The sequence below is a fragment of the Moorena sp. SIO3B2 genome (assembly GCF_010692525.1).
Taxonomy (GTDB): domain Bacteria; phylum Cyanobacteriota; class Cyanobacteriia; order Cyanobacteriales; family Coleofasciculaceae; genus Moorena; species Moorena producens.
This window is the reverse complement of the sequence record NZ_JAAHHE010000899.1, coordinates 1-1317: the sequence shown is the minus strand read 5'-3', so window position 1 is coordinate 1317 and position 1317 is coordinate 1. Positions and strand designations below refer to the sequence as shown.

The window sequence follows — 1317 nt, the reverse complement described above, 5'->3', positions numbered from 1 at the left end:
AAATAGCTGAGGAATACAACGGTATTTGTCTTGGTGATTATTCAAGTTAAGGCTCATATCAAAAATTTTTCCGGTTTCCTATACTTTCCACAACTGCGGATTTTATCTCTTTTACTCCTGCTGTTTTCGGGGACTGGTTATGATTGTGACTCAGCTGAGCTTATGACCCTGGTTAGTATAACACTTCACGGGAGAATATAGAAGTAGACTGTCGAAGCTGGATAACAAGCGTGAAGTAGCATATCCCATTCACAGCCACTTTGTCAAACTTATAAGATGTAATTTATAGCGTTTCTCATAGTAATGAGGTATACAGTATTTTTTTGTTTAGCGATTCCCGATTCCCGATTCCCGATTCCCGATTACCTGTTCCCTAAAGCAATTGATAAATGCTATAATTAATATTTATAATATATCTAAATTTATAAATATTAATCATGTCAACAACAAAAAATGCTGCTGAAGACTATTATGATAAATTTGCTGCCAAATATGACGAGGTGTTAAAGCAGCCCAGTTCTAATGTCCAGTATGTCAATGAAGCGGTTAAAATATTCCATGGACATAATCACCATCAAGGCAGTGTTTTAGATATTGCTTGTGGGACAGGTATCCTAAGTGAATTGTTGCAAGGGGAGTTTGACTATACAGGGATTGATATTTCAAGTAAGATGCTGGATTATGCGGCCAAAAGGGGTTATAAAACTATCCACAAGCCCATTGAAACAGCCCTCGCTGAAATTGAGAGCAAGTCCTACGATTTTGTTTTTTGTTTAAGTTCCTTACTGTTTGTGGAAGACGTGGCAACAGCTATTAAGCAGATGAATCGAATTGCCCGCAAAACTATTATTTTTAGCCTTGATGAAACAACAGAAGAATATATTAAAAAGGTTGGTATACCAGTTTATGACCACTCAAAAATTGCCATCGACAATGCCATCGAAGATTATTTTATTGTGGGTTGGACTTCTCCCAGCCAAGGAATTACAATCCGAACTCGTATGATTTACATTGAAGCAAATACATAGGATTTTTAATAGGAAAGGGAGTCGGGAATCGGGAGTCGGGAATCGGGAATCGGGAATCGGGAAACAAGATTGTTTTGCTCATTCCAGATAGCGTTACTAATAATCATGGTGTCGCTGTGAAATAGACCCCGATCAAAAACTCTACCGGTTGTGCTGGAGATGATGCGTTCGCGAAGCGGTTCCGTTCGCGTAGCGTGGCCGAAAGGCCAAGGAACATCGCGCCCAATTTCCCTGAATCAAAATCGGGTGCATCTTCTAAAAGTTGTTTGACCCAGCAGTGGTGCGTTAC

At 39.5% G+C, this 1317-nt stretch carries 2 protein-coding genes; one reads left to right on the top strand and one right to left on the bottom strand.

Annotated features, from left to right (window positions below; genetic code table 11):
• Positions 1-437 precede the first annotated feature (437 nt).
• Positions 438-1028, top strand: a complete 591-nt coding sequence (locus F6K38_RS42195; protein ID WP_287360825.1) for a class I SAM-dependent DNA methyltransferase — start codon at positions 438-440, stop codon at positions 1026-1028.
• Positions 1029-1131: 103 nt separating this feature from the next.
• Here the strand turns inward: F6K38_RS42195 and F6K38_RS42190 are convergent.
• The coding region (locus F6K38_RS42190) for a hypothetical protein (RefSeq protein ID WP_287360822.1) at positions 1132-1317 on the bottom strand (186 nt) is incomplete at its 5' end.